This window comes from Microbispora hainanensis, from assembly GCF_006874475.1.
GTDB lineage: Bacteria > Actinomycetota > Actinomycetes > Streptosporangiales > Streptosporangiaceae > Microbispora > Microbispora hainanensis.
In genome coordinates, this window is sequence record NZ_VIRM01000017.1 from 119,677 (window position 1) to 139,573 (window position 19,897).

Annotated in this window: 16 protein-coding genes and 1 other RNA gene; 8 read left to right on the forward strand and 9 right to left on the reverse strand. The window is 72.8% G+C overall.

Features of this window, described 5'->3' with window-relative positions; translation table 11 throughout:
• Positions 1–259: 259 nt before the first annotated feature.
• Together FLX08_RS16320 and FLX08_RS16325 are read left to right on the forward strand one after the other, a co-directional pair.
• Positions 260–1,225: a 2-hydroxyacid dehydrogenase gene (locus FLX08_RS16320; protein ID WP_167530444.1), complete on the forward strand. Its 966-nt coding sequence runs from the start codon at positions 260–262 to the stop codon at positions 1,223–1,225.
• A gap of 98 nt (positions 1,226–1,323) precedes the next feature.
• Positions 1,324–3,009: a thiamine pyrophosphate-binding protein gene (locus tag FLX08_RS16325; protein ID WP_208761496.1), complete on the forward strand. Its 1,686-nt coding sequence runs from the start codon at positions 1,324–1,326 to the stop codon at positions 3,007–3,009.
• Between the two features lie 48 nt (positions 3,010–3,057).
• Here FLX08_RS16325 and FLX08_RS16330 read toward each other — a convergent pair whose 3' ends face one another.
• Positions 3,058–4,212 carry an MFS transporter gene (locus FLX08_RS16330; protein ID WP_142619701.1) on the reverse strand — a complete coding sequence of 385 codons (1,155 nt, stop codon included), beginning with the start codon at positions 4,210–4,212 and terminating at the stop codon, positions 3,058–3,060.
• Positions 4,213–4,302: 90 nt separating this feature from the next.
• Here FLX08_RS16330 and FLX08_RS16335 point away from each other — a divergent pair, with 90 nt between their 5' ends.
• Positions 4,303–5,205 (forward strand): LysR family transcriptional regulator, encoded by a 903-nt coding sequence (locus FLX08_RS16335; protein ID WP_142619702.1) that lies wholly within the window; start codon positions 4,303–4,305, stop codon positions 5,203–5,205.
• A 73-nt stretch (positions 5,206–5,278) separates the two neighbouring features.
• Here FLX08_RS16335 and FLX08_RS16340 read toward each other — a convergent pair whose 3' ends face one another.
• The 4 genes from FLX08_RS16340 to FLX08_RS16355 all read right to left on the reverse strand — a co-directional run bounded on the left by FLX08_RS16340 (position 5,279) and on the right by FLX08_RS16355 (position 10,096).
• The gene (locus FLX08_RS16340) at positions 5,279–6,604 is read right to left on the reverse strand and encodes a HAMP domain-containing sensor histidine kinase (RefSeq protein ID WP_244312686.1); all 1,326 of its coding nucleotides are present in this window, start codon (positions 6,602–6,604) and stop codon (positions 5,279–5,281) included.
• A gap of 245 nt (positions 6,605–6,849) precedes the next feature.
• A complete protein-coding gene (locus FLX08_RS16345; RefSeq protein ID WP_142619703.1) occupies positions 6,850–7,689 on the reverse strand; it encodes a GNAT family N-acetyltransferase in 840 nt (279 codons plus the stop codon).
• Positions 7,686–8,885 carry a M20/M25/M40 family metallo-hydrolase gene (locus tag FLX08_RS16350; protein ID WP_208761497.1) on the reverse strand — a complete coding sequence of 400 codons (1,200 nt, stop codon included), beginning with the start codon at positions 8,883–8,885 and terminating at the stop codon, positions 7,686–7,688. The genes FLX08_RS16345 and FLX08_RS16350 overlap by 4 nt, the downstream gene beginning before the upstream one ends.
• Positions 8,882–10,096, reverse strand: coding sequence for a dipeptidase (locus FLX08_RS16355; RefSeq protein WP_244312687.1), 1,215 nt, complete (start codon positions 10,094–10,096; stop codon positions 8,882–8,884). Before FLX08_RS16355 ends, FLX08_RS16350 begins: the two co-directional genes overlap by 4 nt.
• Positions 10,097–10,179: 83 nt before the next feature.
• On the opposite strand from FLX08_RS16355, the gene FLX08_RS16360 reads away from it, so the two are divergent.
• The 4 genes from FLX08_RS16360 to FLX08_RS16375 all read left to right on the forward strand — a co-directional run bounded on the left by FLX08_RS16360 (position 10,180) and on the right by FLX08_RS16375 (position 14,649).
• Positions 10,180–11,031, forward strand: coding sequence for a Nif3-like dinuclear metal center hexameric protein (locus tag FLX08_RS16360; RefSeq protein ID WP_142619704.1), 852 nt, complete (start codon positions 10,180–10,182; stop codon positions 11,029–11,031).
• 10 nt (positions 11,032–11,041) lie between these two features.
• Positions 11,042–11,782 (forward strand): zinc ribbon domain-containing protein, encoded by a 741-nt coding sequence (locus tag FLX08_RS16365; RefSeq protein ID WP_142619705.1) that lies wholly within the window; start codon positions 11,042–11,044, stop codon positions 11,780–11,782.
• A gap of 8 nt (positions 11,783–11,790) precedes the next feature.
• The gene (locus FLX08_RS16370; RefSeq protein WP_142619726.1) at positions 11,791–13,248 is read left to right on the forward strand and encodes a bifunctional RNase H/acid phosphatase; all 1,458 of its coding nucleotides are present in this window, start codon (positions 11,791–11,793) and stop codon (positions 13,246–13,248) included.
• 198 nt (positions 13,249–13,446) lie between these two features.
• Entirely contained in the window at positions 13,447–14,649 is a 1,203-nt protein-coding gene (locus FLX08_RS16375; RefSeq protein WP_142619706.1) for an erythromycin esterase family protein, read from the forward strand.
• Here the strand turns inward: FLX08_RS16375 and FLX08_RS16380 are convergent.
• The 4 genes from FLX08_RS16380 to FLX08_RS16395 all read right to left on the reverse strand — a co-directional run bounded on the left by FLX08_RS16380 (position 14,646) and on the right by FLX08_RS16395 (position 18,739).
• Positions 14,646–16,250, reverse strand: a complete 1,605-nt coding sequence (locus FLX08_RS16380; RefSeq protein WP_208761499.1) for a sensor histidine kinase — start codon at positions 16,248–16,250, stop codon at positions 14,646–14,648. The genes FLX08_RS16375 and FLX08_RS16380 overlap by 4 nt on opposite strands.
• Entirely contained in the window at positions 16,247–16,957 is a 711-nt protein-coding gene (locus FLX08_RS16385; protein WP_142619707.1) for a response regulator transcription factor, read from the reverse strand. The genes FLX08_RS16380 and FLX08_RS16385 overlap by 4 nt, the downstream gene beginning before the upstream one ends.
• Before the next feature lie 100 nt (positions 16,958–17,057).
• Entirely contained in the window at positions 17,058–17,831 is a 774-nt protein-coding gene (locus tag FLX08_RS16390) for a hypothetical protein (protein WP_142619708.1), read from the reverse strand.
• Positions 17,828–18,739 carry an ATP-binding cassette domain-containing protein gene (locus tag FLX08_RS16395; RefSeq protein WP_142619709.1) on the reverse strand — a complete coding sequence of 304 codons (912 nt, stop codon included), beginning with the start codon at positions 18,737–18,739 and terminating at the stop codon, positions 17,828–17,830. The genes FLX08_RS16390 and FLX08_RS16395 overlap by 4 nt, the downstream gene beginning before the upstream one ends.
• Before the next feature lie 193 nt (positions 18,740–18,932).
• Here FLX08_RS16395 and rnpB point away from each other — a divergent pair.
• Positions 18,933–19,324: RNase P RNA component class A (gene rnpB, locus FLX08_RS16400), an RNA gene on the forward strand.
• The last annotated feature ends 573 nt before the right edge of the window (positions 19,325–19,897 follow it).

Here is a 19,897-nt window from a genome sequence, read left to right on the forward strand (position 1 = left end):
CGATTCAGGTGGAGACGGAACCACCACAACCCTTATACCATTGGATTCCTGCTCCGTCGCCTGGACCATCAGTGGTATTTCGTGCACCGCCTGGTTGTCGTGATTGGAGAGATACCACAGAGAAAAACAGACATATATGTCCTAAGTCTGAAAGATATTTGAAATGTCCCAAACTGCGGCTCCAAGGGATATAACGGACTATCGTCCTGCGCGGCTGCTGCCGGCGGCCGGAGCGGAGCTCAGGGGTGGGACGGTCCTCGTGACCGGCGCCGGCATCGACACGGCGCTCCTGGAGCCGCTCGCCAGGCAGGGGCTCACGGTGCGGCGGCCCGCGTCGCCGCTGACCGAGGACCTGCTGGCGCGCGAGCTGCAGGGAGCAGTCGCCTACCTGCACGGAGGCGAGGAGCGGGCGACCGCGCGGGCGCTGGGCAAGGCGCGCAAGACGCTGAAGGTCGTGGCCTTCCTCGGCGTGGGCTACGAGAACTTCGTCGACGTCGCGGCGGCCGACCGGCTGGGCATCGCCGTCACGAACACGCCGGGGGCGGCCACCGACGCGGTCGCCACGTTCACCGTCGCCCAGATCGTCAACGCCAACCTGGGCATTCCCCGGCATCTGGGCGAGCGGGTCCCCGGCTGGCACGGCTCCGACGAACTGCCCCACGAGCTCGCCGCCCGCCGCGCCGGCATCATCGGCATGGGCGCCAACGGCCGGCGGATCGCGGAGATCCTGCGGCAGGGGTTCGGCGTCCGCGTGTCCTACTACAGCCGCACCCGCAGGCCGGACGTCGAACGCGACCTCGGCGTCTCCTACCTGCCCCTGCTCGACCTGGCCGCGGCCAGCGACATCCTCGTGGTCATGGTGCCGGAGACGGACGAGACCAGGTCGATGATCGACTCTTCGGTGATCGGCCGGATGCCGGAGGGCGCGATCCTCGTCAACACCGCCCGCCCGGCCATCGTCAGTCCCGGTGCTCTTTACACCGGCCTGGAGAAGGGCCGCGTGAGCATGGCGGTCTTCGACGGCTTCTACGGCGCGGAATGCGCGGAGGCCGGCGAATTGCGGCGGGATTTTCCCGACCGCCTCCTGGTCACCGGGCACATCGCCTCGCACACCGCCGAGGCGATGCACCGCATGGTGCGCCAGGCCGTCAAGTCCATTGAGAATGTGCTGACCCGCGGATCGGACGAACACGAGGTGGGAACGCGTCCCCGTCCCCGTTTCTGAAAAATCGGCACGCGGACGGTAGGGCGGCGCGTGGAAGGGGAACGCATTTTGGGAAACCCCAAGGGAACCCCCTCCACTCTCTCCCCGGGAAGTGATACGTGGACGGCCATGACCCGATGCCCCCTGCGGCGACGATCACGACGCCCACGGGGGCGCGCGCCCTGGTCGAGGCGCTGAGGCTGCACGGCGTCGACACGATCTTCGGCATTCCGGGCACCCACAACCTGGCGATCTACGAGGAGCTCGACCGGTCGGGCGTGCGCTGCGTGACGCCCCGGCACGAGCAGGGCGCGGGATACGCCGCCGACGGATATGCCAGGGTGACCGGCAGACCGGGCGTCGTCGTCACCACCACGGGACCCGGCGTGGTCAACGCGGCCACGGCCCTCGGGCAGGCGTACTCCGACTCCTCCCCGATCCTGCTCGTGTCCCCGGGCGTCCCCACCGGCCATCCCCGCGACGGCCGCGGCTACCTGCACGAGAGCAGGGACCAGTCGCGGGCGCTCGACGCGCTGTGCGCCTGGAGCCACCGCGTGACGACCGTGCGGGAGATCCCCGCCGCCGTCGCCCGCGCCTTCGGCCGCTTCGCCGAGGGACGGCCCCGGCCGGTGCACATCGAGATCCCCTTCGACCTGCTCGACCTGACGGGCCCGGTCAAGATCGTCCCGCCCTATCGGATCACCCGCCGCGAGCCCGATCCGTCGGCCCTCGACGCGGCCGCCGCACTGCTGCGCACGGCCCGCCGCCCGGGGTTCGTGCTCGGCGGCGGGGCCCAACGCCCGGGTGAACCGTGCCCGGGTGAACAGTGCCCGGGAGAGCGGCCCCAGGGCGAGGACGAGCCCCCCGTGGGGCGCCTGGCGATGCGCCTGGCCGAACGGCTGGGCGCGCGGGTCGTGACCACGGTCAACGGCAAGGGCGCGGTGCCGGAGAGCCACCCGCTGGCGCTCGGCACCACGCTGCACCTGGCGGCCGTCCGCCGGTGGCTCGCCGCGTGCGACGTCGTGCTGGCCGTCGGCACCGAGCTGGGCCCCGCCGACCTGTGGGACGACGCCTTCGCCCTCTCCGGCCGCCTCGTGCGCGTCGACATTGACCCGGGGCAGATGCACGGCGACCACGTGGCCGACGTGGCGATCGTCGCGGACGCGGAGCTGGCCCTGCGCGGGCTCGCCGAACGGCTCGACCGGCAGGGCGCCGTGCCGCGTCCCCGCCGGGAGGCGGAGCCGGGCCCCGGCCACGAGGCGGAGCTCCACGAGCTCACCCGCAGGTGGTCGGGCCAGCTCGCGGCGCTGCGCCGGGCCCTGCCGCCGGAGAGCGTCGTGGTGGGGGACAACTCCATGTGCGTCTATCACGGCGCGCTCGTCGGCATGCCGATGGACCCGCCCGGGCGGTTCCTGTTCCCCACCGGGTTCGGCACGCTCGGCTTCGCGCTGCCCGCCGCCATCGGCGCCAAGCTCGGCCGGCCCCACCTCCCCGTGGTGGCGCTGGCGGGCGACGGGGCGTTCCAGTTCAGCCTCCAGGAGCTGGCGACGGCCGTGGAGCTGGAGCTGAGCCTGCCGGTGGTCGTCTTCGCCAACGGCGGCTTCGGGGAGATCCGCGAGGAGATGCGGGAGCGGGGCATGCGGCCGGTCGCCGTCGACCTGCACGCGCCGGACTTCCCCGCACTCGCCGTCGCGTACGGCGCGCGGGGCTGTGCCGTGAAGACGCCGGGGGAGCTGGAGGAGGCGGTCGCCGAGGCCCTGCGCGTCCCGGTGCCCACGGTGATCGTCGTGCCCGAGGACGACTGACATCACCCGCGGAGGCGTCACCCTTGAGAGGGGGCGGTTGCGAGGCGTTCATGAAGCGGTCGTACTGCTCCTGCCCCAGACGCCGGCGAATACGGCGGTGAGCGCGGCCAGGACCGCTCCCAGCCACATCACCCCCGAGATCGAGAGGCCGTCCACGACCCGCCCGCCGGCGAGCGAGCCGAGCGCGACGGAGACGTTGAACGCGCCGACGAACAGCGCCGTGCCCAGCTCGCCGCCGCCCGTCCTCATGATCCATAGCTGCAGGGCGACGCCCACGCCGCCGTACCCGAGGCCCCACACGACCAGCATGACCAGAGGCAGGCCGGTCAGCGCGAGCGCGGCGGTGGCCACGGCGATCAGCACGGCCCGCGTGATCAGCACCCGCTTCGGGTTCCTGGCCGCTCGCGCGCCCGCGACGAAGTTGCCGGCCACCGCGGCCGCACCGTAGACGAGCAGCGCGGTGCTGACGAGCCCGGGACCGGCGTGCGCGGCCTGCTCCAGGAAGGGCCGGATATAGGTGTAGGCGGCGAAGTGCCCGGTGATGATCAGCACGGTGGTGACCAGAACCACCTTGAGCGGTCCCGACAGCGCGCCGCGGAAGCCGTCTCCACCCTCCTCGGCGGGCATCGGCGGCAGCACCGCGGCCAGCACCGCCAGCAGGATCAACGCCAGAACGCCCAGGGCCGCGAACGCCGTGCGCCACCCCGCGTACGAGGCGACCAGCGTCGCCGCGGGGACGCCGAGCACCGACGCCACCGACACCCCGCCCAGGATGACCGAGGTTGCCCTGCCGACCGCCTCCTCGGGCACCAGGCGTGTGCCCAGACCGGCGGCGAAGGCCCAGAAGCCGCCGATGCTCACGCCGGTCAGCACCCGGGCGGCCAGCATGACGGGGAGGCCGGGAGCGAGCGCGCCCGCCAGATTGGCCACCGCCAGCAGCGCCATCAGGCCGAGCAGCGGGACTCGCCGGTCGAGGCGGCGGGTGGTCAGGGCGATAAGGGGGGCGGAGACGGCGGCGACCAGTCCGGGAAGGGAGACCATCAGCCCGGCGGTGCCGTCGGAGACGTTCAAGGCGGAGGCGATCGAGGTCAGCAGCCCGACGGGCAGCATCTCACTGGTGACGACGGTGAAGGTGCCCATGGCGACGGTGGCGACGGCCGCCCAACGTGCCTGGATCACGGGAGAGACGACGTTTACGGTCATGTTCCTCAGCCTCGTGATCGGCCTTTCCCGGAACAATGACGAGGTTCGGAGGCTTGGTTTAGGTGAGCTAAGCGATCGAGGAGGAGCGAGATGGAGTTCAGGGAGCTGGAGTGCTTCATCGTGCTCAGCGAGGAGCTGCATTTCGCCCGTACCGCCGAGCGGCTGTACCTGTCTCCTGGGCGGGTGAGCCAGCTCATCGGGTCGCTGGAAGGCAGGATCGGCGGCCGGTTGTTCGACCGTACGAGCAGGCGGGTGTGCCTGACCCCCCTGGGCGAGCGTTTCCTCGCCGACCTGCGTCCCGCCTACGAGGGGCTGGCGGAGGCGGTGGCGCGTGCGACGGCCTCGGCCCGGGCGGTGGAGGGCGTGCTGCGGGTCGGGTTCCTGGCCACGCCCACGGCAATCGTCACCCAGAGCGTGGCCGTGTTCGAGCGGACGTATCCCGGCTGCGCGGTGGAGCTGATCGAGGTGCCTCTTTCTGACCCCTTCGGCAAGTTGCGTGAGGGGCGTGTGGACATCGCGTTCACATTGCTGCCGCTGGAGGAGCCGGACCTGGTGAGCGGGGCCGAGCTGAACCGCTGCCCGGTCGAGCTGGGGCTCTCGGTGCGGCATCCGCTGGCACTGCGGAAGAGCATCGACGCCGAGGAGCTGGCCTCACTCGCGCTGATCGGCCTGGACGAGCCCGCGCCGCGGCGCTGGCGGGAGCACGTCGCGCCCTCCTTCACCCCTTCCGGCCGGCCGATTCCCAAGGCCGCGACGGTGGCCACCACACAGGAGGGCCTGACCCAGGTGGCGTTGAACCGCGGCGGCATGCTGCTCTGTCAGCCGAGTGCGGAGCACCACCGGCGGCCGGACCTCGCGTTCGTGCCGGTCACCGGCCTGCCGCCCTCGACGCTCGGCCTGGCCTGGCTGCGCTTGCGGGAGACGGCGGCCATCCGCGCATTCAACGACCTTGCGACGGGCCCGGCGCGGTGGCGCGGAACGGTGGCCGCCTGAGCAACGCCGCCGTGGGGACGCCGCCGTGGGGACGCCGCCGTGGGGACGCCGCCGTGGGGATGCGGGCGTCCCGTCAGTGTCCGGGGGCGAGCGGGATCCGCAGCACGAAGCGGGCGCCTTGGTCGCTGTCCTCGATCGTGAGCGTCCCCCTGTGCGCCTGGGCGATCTGACGGGCGATGGACAGCCCGAGGCCGGTGCCGCCGGCGTCCTTCGTGCGGGCGGCGTCGAGCCGGGTGAAGCGCTGGAAGACCAGCTCCCGCTGGTCGGGCGGGATGCCCGCGCCGTCGTCGAGCACCTGCAGCACGCCCTTGCCGTCCTCCCGCCGCACGGTCACCGTGATCCGGGACACCGCGTGCCGCTCGGCGTTGTCGAGGAGGTTGTTGAGCAGGCGCGCCAGGGCCAGCCGGTCGCCGATGACGACCACGCCGGCCGCCAGGTGCCGCAGCACCTCCACCTTGCGCGACCTGCGGTCGAGCTCACGGGCGACGAGGCCGCCGAGGTCGACGGGCTCACAGGGGGGCGGCGCGCCGGAGTCGAGCCGGGCGAGCTGGAGCAGGTCGGTCACGAGCGCCTGCAGGCGGTCGCAACTGACCAGCAGGGCATGCCCGGTGGCCGTCCAGTCCGCGTCCTCGCTGTGCAGCAACGCCTCCTCGATCTCCGTACGCATCGCGGTCAGCGGGCTGCGCAGGTCGTGAGAGGCGTCGGAGGCGAAGCGCCGCTGCCGCTCGACGGCCGCCTCCGCCCGGTCCAGGGTCTGGTTGGCGGTCTCGGCGAGCCGCCGGATCTCGTCGTGATATTTCGGCACCGGCACGCGCTGGCTCAGGTCGGTCGCGGTGATCCTGACCAGCTTGCTCGTGATCGCCTCCACCGGCATGAGCGCCTTCCGCACGGTCTGGTACGTGCCGAGCGCGGTGAGCGCGACCAGCAGGAGCGAACCGCCGAGCAGCGCCGCCAGCAACGGTCCGCTGACGTACCACGGCACGGTGTCGTCGGCCGCGTAGATCGTCCACAGCCCGCCGTCGTTGTGGAAGCGGAACGCGACGATGTCCATGCACCGGCCCGGGAACGCCGGGGAGTCGCACATCACCTTGCTCGTCTCCGGGGTCGTCAGCTCCGGCCGGAACGCGGCCATGCGCGGGCGGCCGACCAGAGTGTCGCTGACAGCGACGATCTTGCCGGTCTGGTCGATCACCTGCACGCCGGCCACCCCAGGGTCGAGCAGCACCGGAGGCAGCCGGTCGCGTTTCGCCTGGTAGGCGAGGCGTACCGCGTTGGTGGTGATCTCGTCGATCTGGTAGCGCTCGGCGGTGCCGTGCAGCACGCCAAGGACCAGCAGCACGGCGACGGAGCACAGCAGCGCCATCACCGCGCTCGCCAGCACCGTCAAGCGGATCCGCACCGAGGATCCACGCCACCTGCTCATCTGATTCCCCCCGGTAATCAGATGATCAATAATGCCTCGTGGCCGCCGCCCGGCGTCCCTACCCGGCTCACCTGGCACGTTACCTCTGCCGGTGATCGCCGCCGTAGCCGGGACGCCGCTGCCCGATCCGATCCCTACCCAGTCCGGCCCCTCACGCAGCGCCAGGCCGGCGTCACCCGTCTCACCCTGCCCGTCTCACCCTGCCCGTCTCACCCTGCCCGTCACTCGGGGGCGGGGGAGCGCCGCTCGACGACGTAGCAGCCGCCGGCGAAGCCCGTCACCGCACGGCCCCGCGCCATCAGCCCGCCCAGCACGTCGCGTACGGCGTGCCGCCATGCCTTGGCCGTCTCCGGGGCGGTGCGGCGCAGGGTCTCCACGTCGGCGGGCACGGCGACGAGCACGGCCGGGCCGTCCGCGGGCAGGGCCACGGGCAGCCCGTCCCGATCGGCGAGCACGGCCACCGCGTCGTCCGCGCCGGCGGGCCGGTGCGGCAGGCCGTCGCACGCCCGCACCACCCGCGGATCGGCCGGCCGCCACACCACGAGGACCCGGTCGGACTCGTCTCCGGCGTTGACCGCGTCGCCCATCGAGCCGTAGAAGTCGGGCAGGTACTCCTCCGGCAGGGCGGCCAGCTTCGCCAGATTGAAGTGGGCGTTGCGGCGCACGAGGGGATCGAAGGTCCAGGTGATCCGGCTCAGCCCGCGCTCCAGGGCCCAGGCCCGCTGATGCAGCTTGAGCGCGAACCCGGCGCCGGGCCGCACGGCGCCGGTCACGTGGGAGTGCAGCGCCTGCCCCGCCGGCGCGGCGAGGAAGGCGACGGCGGCCCCGACGAGTTCCCGCCCCTCGAACGCTCCGGCGACGTACCCGCCCGCGTGCGACAGCGCCCGCATCAGCTCCGCCGTGATCGGCGGGTTCCACGGCTCCGGATGCCAGATGCCGTCGAACAGCCGCACCACCCGCTCGAACTCGGCGATCGTGCGCAGCTCGGCGACCCGCAGGCCGCGCCGCCCCGCCGCTCGGGCCGCCTGATCCCACGCGGCGACGGGGTCGCACGGGTTCACACGGTCCCCCCGGCGGTCGGTCTCAGGTCTCGCGGCTCTACGTCCTGCGGCCTCATGTCCCGCCGGGCGGTATCGGCGCCCTTGATCGGCCCGCCCGACAGCGCATACCCGGCCAGCGCCGCGACCAGGCGGGCGCGGGCCGGCATCTCGGCGACCAGGACGTGCTCGTCGGCGGCGTGCGCACCGCCTCCCACCGCGCCGAGGCCGTCGAGCGTCGGACAGCCGACGCCCGCGGTGAAGTTGCCGTCCGAGCCGCCGCCGACCGACGCCCCGCGCAGCGGCTCCATGCCCATCTCGGCGGCGAGCCGTACGGCGACCTCGAAGAGCCCGGCGGAGGCGGCGGGGTCGAGGGGCGGGCGGTTCGGCCCGCCGCGCAGCTCCAGCCGGACGCCGGGGGTGCGCGGGGTCAGCTCGCGCATCAGCTCGTCCACCCGGAGCTGCGCCGCCCGGTCGGGCACGCGGACGTCGACCGCCACCCGGCCCCGGGCCGGCACCGTGTTGGTGCTCGTCCCCGCCGTCAGCATGGTGGGGGTCACCGACGTCGCCCCCGCCCTGGACGACGAGTCGACCCGGGCCGCGATGCCCGCGATGGCCAGCACCTGGTGGGCCAGCTCGACGCCGGCGTTGGCCCCCAGCTCGGGTTCGAGACCGGCGTGCGCGGCACGGCCGTGCACGGTCAGCTCGTAGCGCGAGATGCCCTTGCGCGCCGTCTTCAGCGCGCCGCCGTCCGCGCTGGCCTCCAGCACGAACGCGGCGGCGCACCGCGACGCGATCGACTCGATCAGCGGGCGGGAGGTCGGCGAGCCGAGCTCCTCGTCCCCGACGACGAGCAGGGTCAGCCCGTCGGGGGACGGCAGCGAGGCGACCGCGTGGAAGAGCTGCACGAGACCGGCCTTCATGTCGAACACGCCCGGTCCCCGCGCCACCCCGTCCCGCACCGACCACGGATGCTCGCGCAGCGTGCCCATCGGCCAGACCGTGTCGTGGTGGCCCAGCAGCAGGACCCGCGGCGGGCCGAACGACCAGCGCAGATGGGTGACCCCGTCGATGACGAGGATCTCCGGCTCGGCCTCCAGCAGCCTGCGGCCCAGCGCCCCCACGACGCGGGCGCTGCGCGCCACCGCCTCGTGGTCGGTGGAGTAGGACTCGCAGAGCACCAGCTCCTCAAGGTCGGCCAGCATGGCCTCCAGGTTCACGGTCGCGGCCGTTCCGGCTCGGGTCGTTCCCGGGCGGGCCGGTCGTCAACCGGCCGGTCGTCAGCCGGCACTTCGCGAGACGCCCTGTCGTGAGCGGGCCTGTCGTGAGCGGGCCTGTCGTGAGCGGGCCTGTCGTGAGCGGGCCTGTCGTGAGCGGGGCGGCCCAGCTCGGCGCGGAACAGGCGCATCACGTTGGCGCCCAGGATCTTCTGGATCTCCTCCTCGGAGAAACCCCGCTTGACCAGCGCGTCGGTCACCAGCGGAAGGCCGCGCGGGCCCTCCAGGCCGGGGATGGCGGCCCCCGAGTCGATGCCCGAGTAGCTGAAGCCCTCGCAGCACGGCGGGGTGAGGTCGGCGTACACCTCGCGCACGAAGTCGGGGCCGAGACCGACGTGGTCGATGCCGGCGACGCCCGCGATGTGCTCGATGTGGTCCACGAGATGGTCGACCGTGGCCGAGCGGGCGTCCTCGGTGAGGAAGGCGGCGAGGAAGTTCACGCAGACGACGCCGCCGCCCGCGGCGACGCCCCTGAGCTGCTCGTCGGTGAGGTTCCTGTGATGGTCGCGCAGGGCGCGCGCGGAGGAGTGCGTCGCGATGACGGGCCGGGTCGCGATCTCCAGCACGTGCGCGACGCCCGTGGCGCCGAGGTGCGAGATGTCGAAGAGCATGCCGAGCCGCTCCATCTCGCGCAGCGCCTCGACGCCGTGGCTGGTGAGCCTGGAACCGGTGCCGTCCTGGCCGCTGCCGTCGGCGAGAGCCGTACGGCCCCAGTGGGCGATCGAGGCGACGCGGACCCCGAGGCGGTGCAGGGTCGGGATCAGCTCGACGCTCTCGTCGATCCCCGGCATGCTCTCCAGTGCCAGCACCAGGGCGATCCTGCCGAGGGCGAGGGCCTCGTCGATCTGCTGCCCGTCGTGGCACAGCGCCACGGCGTCGGGGTTGCCCTCGGCCAGCACGTGGGCGCACTCGATCATCCGCAGCGTCTGGCGCAGCGCGCCCTCCGGGCGGAACTGGCTCTCCACGAACACGGGCAGCACCTGCACGTCGACCCCGCCCTCGACGAGCTGGGGAAGCCACTGCTCGCGGAAGAACGAGGCCCATACGGCGGGCGGCCGGGCGGAGACGGCCATGAGCAGGTCGTTGTGGGTGTCGGCGACCACGGACCTGACGTGCAGGCTCTGCTGGTCAACGGGCACGGTGTCGACGGGCACGCGGGGAATCCTTCCTGACGGCGGGGTCAATGGGGACGTTACTCTTCCCGGATCGTTCCGCCAGCAGGCTGTAGTGTGCGCGGGTGGAATCGATCTCCTGCACCCTCGCCGAGGTCGTCGAGTGCCTGGAGGCGCTGTACGACCCCTCGTGGGCCGAGTCCTGGGACGCGGTGGGCCTCATCTGCGGCGACCCGGAGCAGGCCGTACGGAAGGTCCTGTTCGCGGTCGACCCGGTCGCCGTGGTCGTGGACGAGGCCCTCGGCTGGGGGGCCGACCTCGTCGTGACCCACCACCCGCTCTATCTGCGCGGCACCACGAGCGTCGCCGCCACCACCTTCAAGGGCCGGGTCGTGCACCGGCTCATCCGCGGCGGCGCCGCGCTCTACGCCGCGCACACCAACGCCGACGTCGCCGACCCGGGGGTCTCCGACGCGCTCGCGCGGGCCGTCGGCCTGACCGGGGACCTGCGGCCCCTCCAGCCCTCCGCTGCCGACCCGCGGCGCGGGCTCGGCCGGATCGGGGACCTGCCCGCCCCGATGCCGCTGCGGGAGTTCGCGGCGCTGGCCGCCTCGGGCCTGCCCCGTACGGCGGGGCCGCTGCGGGTCGCGGGGGATCCCGGCAGGCCGGTGCGGACCGTCGCCGTCTGCGGCGGCGCGGGCGACTCCCTGCTGGGCACGGCCAGGGCCGCGGGCGTGGACGTCTTCCTCACGGCCGATCTGCGGCACCATCCGGCGAGCGAGCACATGGAGGCGGACGGGCCGGCGCTCGTCGACGCCTCCCACTGGGCCACCGAATGGCCGTGGCTGGCGGACGCCGCCCGGCGGCTGACGTCAGCGTTGGCGGCCAGGGGCATTACTGTTGAGGCGCGCGTCTCGGACGCCGTCACGGACGCCTGGACGGCGACGACCACCGACTTGGACCCCCGAGCATCTTGAGGGATTTGGGATGAAGGCCGCACCTGAAGCACAGAAGCGTCTGCTCGATCTCGCTGAGCTCGACACCGGACTCGACCGGTTGCGGCACCGCCGGCGCAGCCTGCCGGAGCTCGCCGAGATCGACGAGCTGTCCAAGAGGCTGGCCCAGGTCTCCACGCAGATCATCGCCGCCGAGACCGAGGCCGGCGACCTCGCCCGCGACCAGGCCAAGGCCGAGTCGGACGTGGACGCCGTACGCGTCCGGGTCGAGCGCGACCAGAAGCGCCTCGACTCCGGGCAGGTCTCCTCGCCCAAGGATCTGGCGAGCCTCCAGTCCGAGCTCGTCTCGCTGCGGCGCAGGCAGTCGGACCTGGAGGAGGTCGTGCTGGAGATCATGGAGCGCCGGGAGGCGGCCGACGCCCGGGTCACCACGCTCAAGGCAGAGCGTGAAGAGGTGACCGGCACGCTGCGCGCCGCCGAGGACCGCAGGGACGCGGCGTTCGCCCAGATCGACAAGGAGGCCGGGGATCTGACCTCCGGCCGGTCCGCGATCACCGCCGACGTCCCCTCCGACCTGCTCGGGCTGTACGAGAAGATGCGCGAGCAGAGCGGCGTCGGCGCCGCCATGCTGCACGGCGGCCGCTGCCTCGGCTGCCGCACGAGCCTGTCGATCGCCGACCTCAACCGGATCCGGGCCGCCGCGCACGACGAGGTGGTCCGCTGCGAGGAGTGCCGCCGGATCCTGGTGCGTACGGCCGAGTCGGGTCTGTGACGGCGGCGATGGGCGCCACGGGGGGCTTCGTCGTCGAGGCCGACGGCGGGTCGCGGGGCAACCCGGGCCCGGCCGGGTATGGCGCGGTGGTCAAGGACGACGCCGGGCGGGTGCTCGCCGAGGTGGCCGAGTCGATCGGCACCGCGACCAACAACGTGGCCGAATATCGCGGCCTGATCGCCGGGCTCCGGGCGCTGCTCGCGCTCGGCGCCGAGGGCGCGCAGGTCGAGGTGCGGATGGACTCCAAGCTGGTCATCGAGCAGATGGCCGGCCGGTGGAAGGTCAAGCACGAGGGCCTGCGGCCGCTCGCCCTGGAGGCGGCGGCCCTGGCCCGGCGGTTCCGGGTGACCTGGACATGGATTCCGCGCGAGCGCAACAGCCACGCCGACCGGCTCGCCAACGAGGCGATGGACGCGGCGGCCCGCGGGGAGACCTGGCAGGCGAGCGAGATCACCTCGGCGCCGGAGCCCGTCCCGGCCGTCGAGCCCGGCGCCGAGCCGCCCAACACCGACCCGCCCACGCTGTTCGACGCGCCCTCCGCTCCTTCTGGTGCTGCCGCCCCTGGTTCGGCCGCTTCTGGTCCTGCCGCCCCTGCGCCCGCCGCGCCGGCTCCGGGCGCCTCCGCTCCCGCCGCGCCTGCTCCGCCCGGTTCTGCTTCGGCCGCGCCTGCTTCGGCCGGCTCTGCTTCGGCCGGCTCTGCTTCGTCCGGCGCTTTGGCCGGTGCCGACGGGCCCGCGGGGACCTCCGGCGCGGCCGGTGTGCGGACCGCCGACGGAGACGCGGGCACGGCGGCCGGGACCGCCACGCCCCACGACAGGCGCGGGCACGGATGGATGCCGCGCGCCACACGTGCCGCCACGTCCCTGCTCCTGCTCAGGCACGGGCAGACGCCGCTGTCGGTGGAGAAGCGGTTCTCCGGGCTCGGCGACCCGTCGCTCACCCCCACCGGCCTCGCGCAGGCCGAGGCCGCCGCCCTGCGCCTGTCGCGGCAGCCGTACGAGGTCGAGGTGATCGTCACCTCCCCGCTCACGCGCGCCCGGCAGACGGCGGAGGCGGTCGCCGCCCGTACGGGCCTGACGGTGCTGGTCGACGACGACCTCCGCGAGACCGACTTCGGCGACTGGGAGGGGCACACGTTCGCGGAGATCCAGCAGCGCTGGCCCCGCGAACTGGCGGCCTGGCTGGCCGACCCCGACGCGGCGCCGCCCGGCGGGGAGAGCTTCTCGTCGACCGCACGGAGGGTCGAGCAGGCGAGGGACCGCATCGTGAAGGCCCACGAAGGCCGCAGCGTCGTCGTGGTCTCGCACGTGACCCCGATCAAGATGCTGGTCCGCTTCGCGCTGGGCGCTCCGCCGGAGGCCCTCTATCGCATGCACCTCGACCTGGCCTGCCTGTCGGCGATCGACTACTACGCCGACGGCCCGGCCGTCGTACGGGCGCTTAACGACACCGCCCACCTCACCTGACGCCGTCCCCCTCAAGGGACGAACCGCCGCGGGATCGCACGCTTGGCCGTGCCCCCGCGGCGTCGGCGTTTTCCGGCCCGGGCGAGCGTCGCCGTACGCGAGGCTGCTTGAACCCGTCAGTTGAGGGTTTTCTCCCGAGAACCCTGGCGATTCGCCGGATAAGTCTTCACTCGAATGTTCAACGATACCGTTGAAGGTATGGATATCGGCTTCAAGGACGCCGTCCAGGCCGTCGAGGCCGCCTCAGTCATGAGGCTGCTTCCCGGCCGGCCGCGGCTGCTCGCCCTGGGCGAGCCCACTCATGGCGAAGACCTCCTGCTCGACGTACGCAACGAGCTCTTCCGGCAGCTCGTCGAGCAGGAGGGCTACCGGACGATCGGCATCGAAAGCGACTGCCTCATGGGCCTGGTCGTGGACGACTACGTCACCTCGGGCACGGGCAGCCTCGACGAGGTCATGGAACGCGGCTTCAGCCACGGGTGGGGCGCGTCCGCGGCCAACCGGGAGCTCGTCCGCTGGATGCGCGCGTACAACGAGAGCAGGCCCGCGTCCGAGCGGCTGCGCTTCGCCGGTCTCGACGGTCCGCTGGAGATCAGCCACGCCGCGAGCCCGCGGCAGGCCCTCACCGCTCTCCACGGCTATCTCGCGGCCAGGGTGGACGCGGACCTGCTCCCGTGCGACGCGGAGACCCTCGACCGCCTGCTCGGCTCCGACGACCGCTGGGCCAATCCCGCCACCATGATGGACCCGTCCCAGTCCGTGGGGCAGTCGGCCGAGGCCGGGAGGCTTCGGCTGCTCGCCGGCGATCTCGTCGCGCTGCTCGACGCGGAGACGCCGCAGCTGATCGCGCGGGCATCCCGGGACGACTGGGAGCGGGCACGCCTGTACGGGCGCGCCGCCACCGGCCTGCTCCGCTACCACCACTGGATGGCCGACACCTCGCCGGGCCGCATGCCACGGCTGCTGGGCCTGCGGAGCTCGATGATCGCCGCCAACATGCTCGCCGTCGCCGAGCGGGGCCCGGCGCTGGTCCACGCCCACAACGCGCACTTCCAGCGGAACAAGAGCTCGATGCGGATGGGCGACCTGCCGTTCGAGTGGTGGAGCTCGGGCGCGATCGTGAGCGCCCACCTGGGCGAGGAGTTCGCCTTCCTGGCCACGGCCCTCGGCACGATCCGGCACCAGGGAGTGGACGCCCCGCCCCCGGACACCATCGAAGGGCTCCTCTCCACGCTCCCCGAGGACCGCTCCCTCGTCGACGCCCGCCGCCTGGCCGCCGCCCTCGGTGACGCGCGGCCCGCCTCCCGTGTGTCCCCCTGGTTCGGCTACGCCCCGCTGGACCCGGCCCACCTCCCCGCGTACGACGGGATCGTGTTCGTCAAGGACGTCACCCGAAGCTAGCCGGGCGGGCGGCGGGCAAGTCCTTCATCGGGAAGTCCTTCATCGGGAAGTCCTTCATCGGGAAGTCCTCCATCGGGAAGTCCTTCATGGGGAAGTCCTTCGAGGGGCAGGACGACGCGGAAGGCGGCTCCGGCGCCGGGCCGCGTCCGCAGCTCCACCCGGCCTCCGTGCGCGGTGACGATCGACCGGACGATGGCCAGCCCCAGCCCGGCGCCTCCGGAGCCGCTGCGGCTGCGTGAGCCGTCCACCCGATAGAAGCGGTCGAACACCCGGGCGGCCTCGTCCGCGGGCATCCCCGGCCCCTCGTCGGCGATCACGAGGACACCGTCCTGGCCGTCCGTGCCGACGCCGATCCGCACCGGCGTGCCCGGCGGGGTGTGGGCGACGGCGTTGCCCACCAGGTTGGAGACCACCTGCCGCAGCCGCGCCTCGTCGCCCAGGACCGGCGCCTCGCCCGGCGGTCCGCCGTCCGGCCCGGTCAGCGTGACCTCCCGTCCGGGGTCGAGCGCGCGCAGGTCGTTGTGGGCGTCGGCGGCGAGCGTACGCAGGTCCATGGGCGCGAGATCCATGGGCAGGGCCTTCTCGCCCTCGTCGAGGCGGGCCAGCAGGAGCAGGTCCTCCACGAGCCGCACCAGGCGTCCCGCCTCGCTCTCGATGCGGTCGAGGGTGACGTCGGCCTCGGGCAGCCCGCCCATCCGGTGCAGTTCGGCGAACCCTTTGATGCCGAAGAGCGGGGTGCGCAGCTCGTGGCTGACGTCCGCGACGAAGCGGCGCATCCGGGCCTGCGCCCGTTCCCGCGCGGCGAAGGCCGCCTCCAACTGGCCGAGCATGACGTTCAGGGCCGCGGCCAGCCGGCCGACCTCGGTGCCCGGTGCGGCCGGTGTGGGTACGCGCCGGGACAGGTCGCCCCCGGCGACGGCCGCCGCGGTCTCCTCGATCGTCCGCAGGGGCCGCAACCCCCGCCGTACGGCGAACCACCCGATGACGGCGAGCGACGTCATGAGGGCCGCCGCGGTCGCCGCGCAGACGATCGTCAGGCGGCCGACGGTCGACCTGACCCCGCCGAGCGACGCCGCGATGACGACGCTGCTCCGGCCTGTCGCGGGGGCCGTCCCCGTCGTGGGGGTGAGCCCGGGGACGGCGACGGCCCGCCACCTGCCGTCGGGGCCGGTCGCGTCGAACGGCCGTCCGCCCAGCCGCCCGACCGCGGCGGTGTCGAGCCGGGGGAGCGCCGGGCCCTGCCCCTGCGGCCCGTCCCGCAGCCACGGGCCGCTCTCCTGTTCGACGCCGCCGTCCGCGTCCAGATAGGCGACGTACACCCCGTCGATCAGGTCCATGCCCGGCATCGCGTTCAGTGCTTGCGTGCTCAGCCGCTCGGACGGCACGGCGGTCAGCCGGGCCGGGAGCCGCGACAGCACCATCGCCATCGCCGTGAGCTGCTGGTCCACGCGCCCGATGAGGTGGGCCCGCAGCGTGGCGACCGCGACCGCGCCGCTGACGGTCAGCCCCGCCGCGAGCAGGGCCATGGTGGTCAGCAGGAGCCGCCCGCGCAGCGACAGGCCCCGTGATCGGGGGCCTGACTCGGACGGCGTGGTGGTCACGGCCGCGGCCCGCGCAGGACGTAGCCCACGCCGTGCATGGTGTGGATGAGCTTGGGCCCGGCCGTATCGATCTTGCGGCGCACGTAGCTCACGTACGTGTCCACGATGCTGGAGTCGCCGGCGAAGTCGTAGCGCCAGACGTGCTCCAGGATCTGGGCCTTGGACACCACCCGCCCGGCGTTGAGCACCAGATAGTGGAGCAGCCGGAACTCGGTCGGCGACAGCCGTACGGGGGTGCCCGCCCGGATCACCTGATGGCCTTCCGGGTCGAGTTCGAGGTCGGCCACCCGCAGCGTGCGGTCCTCGGGGGCGGCTCCGGCCCGCCTGAGCACGGCCTCGATCCGGGCGAGCAGCTCCTCCAGGTCGAACGGCTTGGTGACGTAGTCGTCGCCGCCCAGACGCAGGCCGTTGATCTTGTCCTGCGTGGCGTCACGCGCGGTCAGGAACAGCACCGGCACCTGACCGGGACGGCCGCCGACCAGCGGGCGGGGCAGCTCCCGGAGGCGGCGGATGACCTCGAAACCATCCATGTCGGGCAGCATGACGTCGAGGAGCACGAGGTCCGGAGGCGTGGCCCGCGCGTTCTCCAGGGCCTGCGCCCCCGTCGCGGCCGAGGTCACCTCGTATCCCGCGAAGCGCAGCGTGGCCGCCAGCAGCTCCCGCACCACGGGTTCGTCGTCGACCACCAGCAGGTGCCGCCCCTCCACCCGGCCTCCCTTCTGCCGTCGATCACCGGAAGAATAGGCACGCGGCGCTAAGCCCGCCGTACAGGACGGCGAGCCCTCGCACGCGATCGGCGGTCTCACGTCACGCGTCCCGCCGGCGGAAGACGGCGACGGCGGCGCAGAGCAGGGCGAGCACGGCGGCGGCGAGCACACCGGCGCCCGCGAGCGGCGTGAGCAGCTCGGTGCCGGGATGGACCGCGAAGATCCGGGCGCCCGCCGTGCTCGGCCACCAGGTGACGATCCACGCGGCCACCGGCTTCGGGAACAGGCTCGCCATGCCGGGCAGGATCAGCAGGAACGTCCCGAGCGAGACGGCCCCCGCCGACCTGCGCAGCAGAAACCCGAGCGCCATGCCGTAGAGCCCGATCAGACCGGTGAACAGTCCCGCGCCCAGCAGCGCCCCGGGCACTCCGGGATCACCGGGCCCCGCACTCGGCACGCCGTGCGCCGCCAGCGCCGCCTGGCTGAGCGTGAACGACAGGAGCGCCAGCGGTGGCCCGGCGAGCAGCGTGATCAGCGCGACGACGGCCCCCTTGCCGAGGAGGAGAAGCCCGCGTCTCGGCACCGCGGTGACGCTGACCGGCATCGTTCCCGCGGCGTACTCGCTGGTCACGGCCAGCACGCCGACCGCGCTCACGAGCACCCCCACCAGCACGAGAGCGCGGAAGGCCGTCTCCGTGGGGTCGAAGGCCGCCCGGTCCGCGGCGGACGCGTTGAGGTATTCGCGGGCTGCCGCGGTGCCGAACAGGTAGCCGTACGATCCGGCGGCGACCACGGCCCCGGCCAGGCAGCCGAGCATGGCCCTGATGCTGCGGAACTTCACCCACTCCGAGCGCAGCACGCCGTACGCGGTCATGCGGCGGCGCTCGCGGCGAACTCGACGCTGTCGCCGGTCAGCTCCAGATAGGCGTCCTCCAGGGACGCCCGCCGGGGCGTGAGCTCGTGCAGGACGATTCCGTGCGCACCGGCGAGACCGCCGACCTCGGCGCCGGACATCCCGGTCACCATCAGGCCGCCGTCGGCGCCCGTCCGTACGGCGGCGCCGGAGTCGCGGAGCAGCGAGGCGAGCCGCCGCGCGTCGGGGGTGCGCACGAGCACCCCCTGCCGCGCGGCCGACTGGACGAACGCCTCCAGCCCGGTGTCGGCGATCAGCCGCCCGCGGCCGATGACGACGAGGTGGTCGGCGGTGAGGGCCATCTCGCTCATCAGGTGGCTGGACAGCAGGACGGTCCTGCCCTCGGCGGCCAGGCCCCGCGTCAGCGTGCGGATCCAGCGGATGCCCTCGGGGTCCAGCCCGTTGACGGGTTCGTCGAGCAGCACCACCGGGGGATCGCCGAGCAGCGCCACCGCGATGCCGAGCCGCTGCTTCATCCCCAGGGAGAACCCGCCAGGGCGGCGGCCCGCCACGTCGGCCAGGCCCACGATGCCGAGCACCTCCTCGACCCGGCGCCGTCCGATGCCGTTTGCGTACGCGAGGGAGAGCAGATGGTCGAACGCGGTCCTGCGCGGGTGCGCGGCCTGCGCGTCGAGCAGCGCCCCCACCTCCCGCAGGGGTACGGGCAGGTCGGCGTAGCGCCGCCCGCCGATCGTCGCGCTTCCGCTCGTCGGCCGGTCGAGCCCGAGGATCATCCGCATCGTGCTCGTCTTGCCCGCGCCGTTCGGCCCGAGGAACCCGGTGACGACCCCCGGCCGTACGTCGAAGGTGAGGCCGTCGACGACCGCGACCTCGCCGTACCTCTTGGTCAGTTGCCGCAACTCAATCATGGGACGCAGGTTCGCCCACCGGATTGTGCGACCTCTGAGGGGATCTGTGCGGTTTCTGTGAGTCGTTCGCCCCCGACCTGGGCCGGTGTCGTCCTGCGCCGCGGTCCGGCGGGAGAATTCAGAGAGTCTTCACATGATCCTCGGCCGGTCCGGGGAATGTTTCGGGAGCCGCTAGGCTTATGTTCACGGTGGACGAGCCGGCCGGGCGGCCGCGTCAGGGCCTCAGGGCCCTGCCGAGGAAGGTCCGGGCTCCACAGGGCAGGGTGGTCGGTAACGCCGACCCGGGGTGACCCGCGGGACAGTGCCACAGAAAACAGACCGCCCCCTCTCGGGGGTAAGGGTGAAACGGTGGTGTAAGAGACCACCAGCGCCCACGGTGACGTGGGCGGCTCGGTAAACCCCACCCGGAGCAAGGTCAAGAAGGGACGTTCTCCGGAACGTCCCGCGCGCGACGTTCGAGGGCTGCCCGCCCGAGCCGCGCGGGTAGACCGCTTGAGGCCGCCGGCAACGGCGGTCCTAGATGGATGGCCGCCGGTCAGCCGTCACGGCTGATCACAGAACCCGGCCTATAGGCCGGCTCGTCCACCTTCCACTCCTCTGGCCTGGGCCTACTCCCAGATCACTCCTGTTCGGGCCACATAGAGCGCCAAATCGAGTGATCGTGTCACGACCTCGCTTACGTTTGAAACCGCCTTCGGCGGGATTGCCATGAGAGGTCCGGCGGGGACTATTCAGGATGCCGGTCGTGCATCACGCGTACGGGCCTCCCGCCTACCGCCTCGTACTCCCGCCGGTTTGGCCATGCCTCGGGCGCCCTCTCGACACCGTCTGTCGGGATGAGATCACTGTAGACCCGGGTGTGGTGCGTGACGAGCTGCGTGTCGACGGGTGACAGACAACCTGGACACGTATGGACGGTGAGGGATAGTCACGCAGGTGAAAAGCCCGGAAGGCCGGTTCGGCCGCCCCGTCGTCGTTGCCTGATGAGCAAGGGGTTGATCGTTCGCGAGTGCCACATTCGGTCGAGGCACGATGGTCGCGTGTATGGATCGCCTTACGACACGGGACGGTTTATCCCTTCTCCGCAGTTGGTCGCTGCATGGCATGAGCTGGGGCATGTACCCACTTATCGAGTGCCCATGTGGGTCGCTCATTGGC

Bases quoted from the DNA above. Each gene is read 5' to 3' on its own strand.
- FLX08_RS16335 (WP_142619702.1), top strand. From the start codon at position 4,303: ATGGAGTTCAGGGAGCTGGAGTGCTTCATCGTGCTCAGCGAGGAGCTG.
- FLX08_RS16390 (WP_142619708.1), bottom strand. From the start codon at position 17,831: ATGACCGCGTACGGCGTGCTGCGCTCGGAGTGGGTGAAGTTCCGCAGC.
- FLX08_RS16375 (WP_142619706.1), top strand. From the start codon at position 13,447: ATGGATATCGGCTTCAAGGACGCCGTCCAGGCCGTCGAGGCCGCCTCA.
- FLX08_RS16330 (WP_142619701.1), bottom strand. From the start codon at position 4,212: ATGACCGTAAACGTCGTCTCTCCCGTGATCCAGGCACGTTGGGCGGCC.
- FLX08_RS16370 (WP_142619726.1), top strand. From the start codon at position 11,791: ATGGGCGCCACGGGGGGCTTCGTCGTCGAGGCCGACGGCGGGTCGCGG.
- FLX08_RS16365 (WP_142619705.1), top strand. From the start codon at position 11,042: ATGAAGGCCGCACCTGAAGCACAGAAGCGTCTGCTCGATCTCGCTGAG.
- FLX08_RS16395 (WP_142619709.1), bottom strand. From the start codon at position 18,739: ATGATTGAGTTGCGGCAACTGACCAAGAGGTACGGCGAGGTCGCGGTC.